General features: G+C 19.1%; 7 protein-coding genes. 5 read left to right on the forward strand and 2 right to left on the reverse strand.

The window, feature by feature from the left end; all coding sequences use genetic code 11:
- The coding region (locus MDPP_RS02100; protein WP_222423873.1) for a hypothetical protein at positions 1-809 on the reverse strand (809 nt) is incomplete at its 3' end.
- A gap of 1,237 nt (positions 810-2,046) precedes the next feature.
- Here MDPP_RS02100 and MDPP_RS02105 point away from each other — a divergent pair.
- The 5 genes from MDPP_RS02105 to trhA all read left to right on the forward strand — a co-directional run bounded on the left by MDPP_RS02105 (position 2,047) and on the right by trhA (position 5,577).
- Positions 2,047-2,598, forward strand: a complete 552-nt coding sequence (locus MDPP_RS02105) for a signal peptidase I (protein ID WP_144658574.1) — start codon at positions 2,047-2,049, stop codon at positions 2,596-2,598.
- A gap of 50 nt (positions 2,599-2,648) precedes the next feature.
- Positions 2,649-3,293, forward strand: a complete 645-nt coding sequence (locus tag MDPP_RS02110) for a uracil-DNA glycosylase (protein ID WP_144658575.1) — start codon at positions 2,649-2,651, stop codon at positions 3,291-3,293.
- A 62-nt stretch (positions 3,294-3,355) separates the two neighbouring features.
- Positions 3,356-4,303 carry a ribonuclease HIII gene (gene rnhC / locus MDPP_RS02115; protein WP_144658576.1) on the forward strand — a complete coding sequence of 316 codons (948 nt, stop codon included), beginning with the start codon at positions 3,356-3,358 and terminating at the stop codon, positions 4,301-4,303.
- A 49-nt stretch (positions 4,304-4,352) separates the two neighbouring features.
- Positions 4,353-4,808: an HIT family protein gene (locus tag MDPP_RS02120; protein ID WP_144658577.1), complete on the forward strand. Its 456-nt coding sequence runs from the start codon at positions 4,353-4,355 to the stop codon at positions 4,806-4,808.
- Between the two features lie 91 nt (positions 4,809-4,899).
- Positions 4,900-5,577: a PAQR family membrane homeostasis protein TrhA gene (gene trhA / locus MDPP_RS02125; RefSeq protein ID WP_144658578.1), complete on the forward strand. Its 678-nt coding sequence runs from the start codon at positions 4,900-4,902 to the stop codon at positions 5,575-5,577.
- A gap of 261 nt (positions 5,578-5,838) precedes the next feature.
- On the opposite strand, the gene truB is transcribed toward trhA, so the two are convergent.
- A complete protein-coding gene (gene truB, locus MDPP_RS02130) occupies positions 5,839-6,696 on the reverse strand; it encodes a tRNA pseudouridine(55) synthase TruB (RefSeq protein ID WP_144658579.1) in 858 nt (285 codons plus the stop codon).
- Between the last annotated feature and the right edge of the window lie 229 nt (positions 6,697-6,925).

Consider the following 6,925-nt stretch of genomic DNA (forward strand, 5'->3'; position numbering starts at 1 on the left):
TTTTGTTGGAAATTGTTTTTTAAATTAGTGATTTCTATTTCTTTTTGTTTTGCACGAAGATTTTCAAATTTTTCAACAATATCTTCTTGAGAATTATTCATAAAAAATGCAGCAGTAAAAAAAATTTTTTCTATTTCTTCTGGAAAAATAAATTCAACATATTCTTTTTTAATTTGAATTTGTTCATTCAAATCCTCATAAATTTGAATTTGCTCATTCAAATCTTCATATTGACCACTTATTTGTTTAGATCTTACATATGCTAAAATTCTATTGAATTCTTTTTCATCTTTGATAATAGCTAAAATTGGTAGTTTTTGTATTGGTAATTTTTGTATTGGTATTGTTTTTAATGCTACTTTGTTTTTGCCAACATAAATAAAAACATCAACAATATTATTTTTTTGTAAAAAATCAAAAATATAGCCAAAATCGCTCATCTTATTAAAATCAAAATTATAAAATTTATGTTCTGAAAATAATCTAATAGCTAATAAATATAAAATATTTTTTATTATTATGGGGTTATTCAATAATTCACTGGAAATATTTAAATTCTTCAACATATCGGATTTTTTTAAAATATATTTTATTTTTTGAATTATAATTGGTTCTTTCTCGAATATATCTTTAATTGTTTTTTGTTTATGTTTTTCTGATATATCTACCAAATTTAAGTTTTTCGATAATTGTTGATATAAATATTTTGGCTGTGAATTATGAATATTATTTTTATTTTGATAATTCATTATCAATATTAAAAATAATATTATAAAAATAAAAATAAAAAAATTTTTAATTTTTTTCATATTAAAATAATTTTAAATAAAATTACTTTCTAATAAAGATTATTTTTTGTTATATGTTAATCATATTTTTTTTATAAATAAAATTTTTATATTAATAATTTTTTTAAAAATTCAAATATAAAATGTTTTTTTGTTTTTTTATTGAATAAACTTTTAAATAAAAATAAAATTTAAAAAAAAATATTTTTAAATATATGTTTAATAAAAAATAAATTATAAAATCGATATATCTTCTTTATTTTCATAATATTATTTATTAATTTATTAAATAAATTTTAATAATTCATTATATTTATATTTGCAAACTTAAAAAATATTTTTTAATTATTTAAATCTTAAGATTTATTTTATTTCTCTATAACGAGAAAAATTTTAAGTAATATTTAAGAATAAAGAGTAATAATTAATTATTTCTTAATTCTAGAAATAAATTTTTTTTTACTAACCACTTTCATAATAACATAAAAAAATTTTAAAAACAACTTGTTTCGAACAAAATATTTTTTAAATCTTTTGTTTTAAAAATAGTTTAAATCATATTTTTTTGATAAAAAAGTTATCTTTTTCGTCAAAAATAGAATTATTAAAAGAGAAAAAACAAATAAGATTGTGAACAATTAAAACAGAATTGTTAGAAAGATAATTTTTTTCTAAAAATAATAATTTTTTAGAAATTAAATTGTTTATTAATTACTCAAATTGTAACATAAAAATTAAAATTTCGAAAAAAAGATTTTATTTGTTCTTTTTTTCAATAAAGAAAAAAATATATCATTTTTTTCGATATATTTATGAAGAATAAGGCGCATCTTCTTTTTGTTAATTAAAAAAAATCTTAAATAACGATATATAGATAATGAATAAATGATTAAAAAACTTTATTGTTTTAAAAATTAATAAATATTTCTATTTCTAATTATAGATAGAAATGTTTATTTTCTATTTAACTAAAAAAATAATTAAAGTAACTTTTTCAAATAATTTAATTGTTTTTTTTGATTATTATAAAAAAAGTAAATTATAAAAAATAATATTATCAAATGATATAGTTTATAGATATAATGAAAATAGGAATTTTAAAAAAATAATTTTTCGAGATGAAAAAAGAGAATATTATAAAAATATTTTTTTGATTGAAATAATTTTCCCATTATCATTTCTCATAAATTATGAGAATTTTTTTAAATTAAAAAAATAAAATAAATATAAAAAACGAAAGTTAAAAAAAAATTATTATATGAATAAAAAAATAAAATTATTTCAAAAAATAATTAGTTTATCAATACATGCTTTTTTCTTCCTTTTTTTGTTTTTTCTTAATTTATTAGGCATATCTCATTTTTTTTTTGAACATGAAAATATTATTAAATATTCTTTCATTAATTATTATAGAGTTGCTAGCGGTAGCATGGAACCTAATATAAAAAAAAATGATATTGTTATAGTTCGCAAAATGAAAAACAAAGAATATTCGAAAGAACTCAAAACTCGTTGGAAAGCAGGCAAAGAAGGAGAAATTATTATTTTTAAAGCTGATAAAACAAAAGAACCTGACATAATTATTCATAGAGTCGTCAAATTTGACGAAGAAAAACAACAATTAACTACTAAAGGAGATAATAATGAAAATGAAGATAATTGGAGCATAAACAGAGACCAAATCATCGCTATATATTGCTTTAAAATTCCTACATGGGGACAATTCATTTTTTTTCTAATATTTATTATTTATTTTTCTTCTTCGATTTTTTGGCCCAAAAAAGAGTTTTTCTATAATGAAAAAAAATAAAATAAATAAAAATAATTTTTTCACTTCATTAAAAGAAACATTTTAATCCAATGTGGCAAACAATAATTAAAAAAGAAAAACAAAAAGAATATTTTCGCAAGATAATTATTTACTTAAAAAAAGAAATTCAAATCGGAAAAAGTATTTTTCCATCATCTAATAAAATTTTCGAAGCTTTTCGTTTAACTCCTTGGGAAAATCTTAAAGTTATTATTTTAGGACAAGATCCTTATCCAGGAATAAATCAAGCTCATGGATTATCTTTTAGCGTCAATAATAATATCGCTCCGCCAAGTTTAAAAAATATTTTTAAAGAATTAAAAAATGATTTGAATATCAGAAAAACCAATAATAATTTAACTAATTGGGCTTTGGAGGGAGTATTATTATTAAATAGTATTTTAACAGTAGAGAAAGGAAAACCTTTAAGTCATAAAAATATTGGTTGGGAAGAATTTACCAAAAATATTTTTCAACAATTATCTCTTTATAAAGAAAAAATAGTTTACATTTTATGGGGAAAAAATGCTCAAATATATGAAAAATATATTAATATGGAAAAAAATTTTGTTATTAAAAGCGCCCATCCATCACCTTTATCAGCACATAAAGGTTTTTTTGGTTCTAAGCTTTTTTCTAAAACTAATATATATCTTCAACAAAATAAAATCCCTACTATAAATTGGTTTTTATAGATATTCTTAATAAAATAAAAATCATATAATAAATATATCAAAAGGATAATTTCCGATAAAAAATGTCAAACGAATATTATACTTTTTATTTAAATTTATCTCAATTCACAATTATTAAAAAAAAATATCAAAATTTTTTAATTATAAAAAAAAATCCAAATATTCTTTTTATTATTTATAAAGACGAAGTTAGAATCACATGTTTTTATAATGGAACTTGTTTAGTTCAAGGAGCAAATATTCAAAAAGAAATTAATTACATTAAAAAAATATTGTCATTATCTAATAATGAAAAAGAAAATCAAACACAATTTCTTAATCATAAAAATTCATTTCAAGATCCTATAAAAAATAATGATATTCAAAATAATAATGTGGGTATTATTGGAACTGATGAATCTGGTTCAGGCGATGTATTTGGTCCTTTAGTAGTATGTGCTGCTTTTGTAATGCCGAAAGATATTCCTTTTTTAAAAAAAATAGGTGTAAGAGATTCTAAAAAATTATCGGAACAACAAATAAAAAAAATTTTTATTTTGACTTCAAAAAAAATAGATTATTGTATTAAAATTGTTGATAATGAAAAAGAATATAATTTTTTAATTAAAAGTGCAAATTTAAACAAAATAAAAGCTTTATGTCATAATTTTGTTATTTTAAAACTTTTAGATAAAATTAATCAAAAAGCAATTATAATCATGGATCAATTTACAACCATAAAAAGTTATTTTAATTATTTACAAAATGAACCTAAAATATATCATTCTATTCGATTCGAAACGAAAGCAGAATCAAAATATTTAAGTGTAGCTTTGGCATCTATTATCGCAAGATATTTTTTTTTAAAAGAAATAAATAAATTAAGTCATCAAATAGAAATTCCTTTATTATTAGGAGCTTCTCGAAAAGTAGATGAACAGATAAATCACATTTATCAAAAATATAATTCAAATATTTTTTATAAAATAGCAAAATGCAATTTCAAAAACATTAAAACATATTTAAAATAAGATTATTAAAATATGTGAAAAATTAAAAAGAAAACGAAAAAAATAAAATATGACTACTATTTTTAGTAAAATTATTCGTAGAGAAATTCCTAGTTATATTCTTTACGAAGATAAATTAGTAATTGCTTTTTTAGATATTTCACAAACTACCAAAGGACATACTTTAATTGCCACCAAAGAAATTTATTCAAGTTTAGAAGAAGTACCATTTCATGTTTTTACTCATTTATTCGGAGTATCACATAAAATAGCTAAATTGTTAATAAAAACTTTTAAAGCTCAAGGAATGAATATATTAAATAATAATGGTGTTATCGCCGGACAAACAATTTTTCATTTTCATGTTCATTTAATTCCTCGTTTTTCCAATAAAGAAATAGAATTTTTTTTCGTTGATAAAAGTAATCAACTTCAAAAAAATGATTATTTAAAAATTCAAAAGCAAATACTAGAAAATATGCGATTAGATTCAATTAATTTTAATTCTAATAATCAAAAATTATAATTTATTGTCTAAAATCTAAAAAAATATTTTTTTCAATTTTATCTTAAAAAATTTTCAATTTTCTATTTAAAATAAGGAGAATTTAGGAAATATGACATGGTGTAATAAAAAAAAAAAATATCAAACTTTAGGAGAAGAAATCGCTAATTCTATTTCTCATGGTTTAATGGTTTTTTTTAGTATTTTTATTTTTATTTTTTATATTATAAAAAAGAGATCTGATGTAGCATTATTTCCTTTATTATTATTTTGTTCAACTATGTTTACGCTTTACCTTTCAAGTTGTTTATATCATTCTTTATCTTTTACAAAAATTAGAAATATTTTTCAAATATTTGATCATATTTGTATATATATATTAATTTGGGGTAGTTTTATACCTTTTTTATTTAATACTAAAAGTCTTTCGAAGGAACCTTTTTTAATTCCTATTCCTAAAAAATTTATATTTTTCTTATCGCAATCTATAATAGTTTTTTTAGCTATTATTTTAAAAATATTATTGAAAAATAAACAAAAAAAATTACATTTAATTCTATATTTATTATTAGGTTGGAGTTCTTTAATTATCATTAATGATTTAATTTCAGATTTTTGGCAAAATAATCCAAAAATAATTATATCTCTTATACTAGGCGGACTAATGTATACTTTAGGTATCTTTTTTTATATTAATTTATATAAAAAATATTATCATTTTATTTGGCATCTTTTTGTTGTATGCGGGACTATTTTTCATGCTATTTCTATTTATTTTTTAATAACTTAATATTATTTAGCGGAGAAGAATCTTCCTAAAGAAAAAAGAGATGGAAAATGTTTCATAAGTTCACATTTAAGTTCTAGACCACACTGATTCCTAAAATTCACACAAATCTATTTACGAATAAAAAAGACAAACGTGAACTTAACACCTTTTAGAAATAAAATAAGATTTTAAAATAATACAAAAATTAACAAAAAATATATATTTTTTCTTTTTATCTATCCAAATTAAAAAAATTATTTTATTTTTATTTTATTTAAAATTTTAAAAAAAATATTTTGGATAATATTGATTTTTTTTATTTACACAAGGCTCATAATAAGCAATCCAATTTTGATTTTTATCTAAAACTATAAAGGGATCATGAGTAATAATTTGCCTCTCATCTAAATAAATACCATGTTTGACTAATTGAATTAAATAATCATTTAAAACAATTTTAGAATAATTTTGAAATAATTCTTTCGGTGAAATTAAATCTTTTAAACTAATAGAGAAAATTGTTTTTGCAAAAAATAAATCATAAAAACCAATTTTAGTTCTCGTTAAATTTTGAAGAGCTCCGTAAGTATTCATACTATACCCAATATCTCTAGCCAAACTTCTTACATAAGTTCCTTTCGAAACCCTTGTTTTAAAACATATTTTATTTTGATTTAAATTAGAAAGAATTTTTAAATCATAAATATGAACTTTTCTAGATGGAATATCAACATGAATATTTTGTCGCGCTAAATTATACATCTTTTTTCCTTTAATTTTGATAGCAGAATACATGGGTGGCTTTTGAAAATAAATTTTTTGATGAAAACAATCAAAACTTTCTTGAACTATTTTTTGCGACAAATTATTTTCTTTACGTTCTAATAATTTACCTGTTATATCCAAAGTATCATATTTTTCATGAAAAAGCATAACTCCTTCATATGTTTTATCTAAATTTTCAAATAAAAAAGCTAATTTAGTAGCATTATTGACTAAAACAATTAAAAGACCACAAGCGAAAGGATCTAAAGTTCCTGTATGACCTACTTTTTTAAAATTAAATTTTTTTTTAATAGAAGCAACGACGCTATGCGAAGACATATTTTGTTCTTTGTTAATTAAAAAAAAACCATCCATATATATAAAACTCATATAATTCTTTCTTCTAATTCAATAAAAATAAAAAATAAACAAAAACATAAAAATCCAATATATAATAAAAAAATCAAATCATAAATTAAAAAAAATTATAAATTAAAAAAATCAAATGATATAAAAAATTTTTTTAATTTAAATCTGGATTATAAAAATTTTTTTGATTTAAAACAGAAATAGGTTCCGAAAAAGTACCTTTTTCTGTATTTTT

Origin of the sequence: Candidatus Phytoplasma pini (genome assembly GCF_007821455.1) — a bacterium.
GTDB lineage: Bacteria > Bacillota_I > Bacilli_A > Acholeplasmatales > Acholeplasmataceae > Phytoplasma > Phytoplasma pini.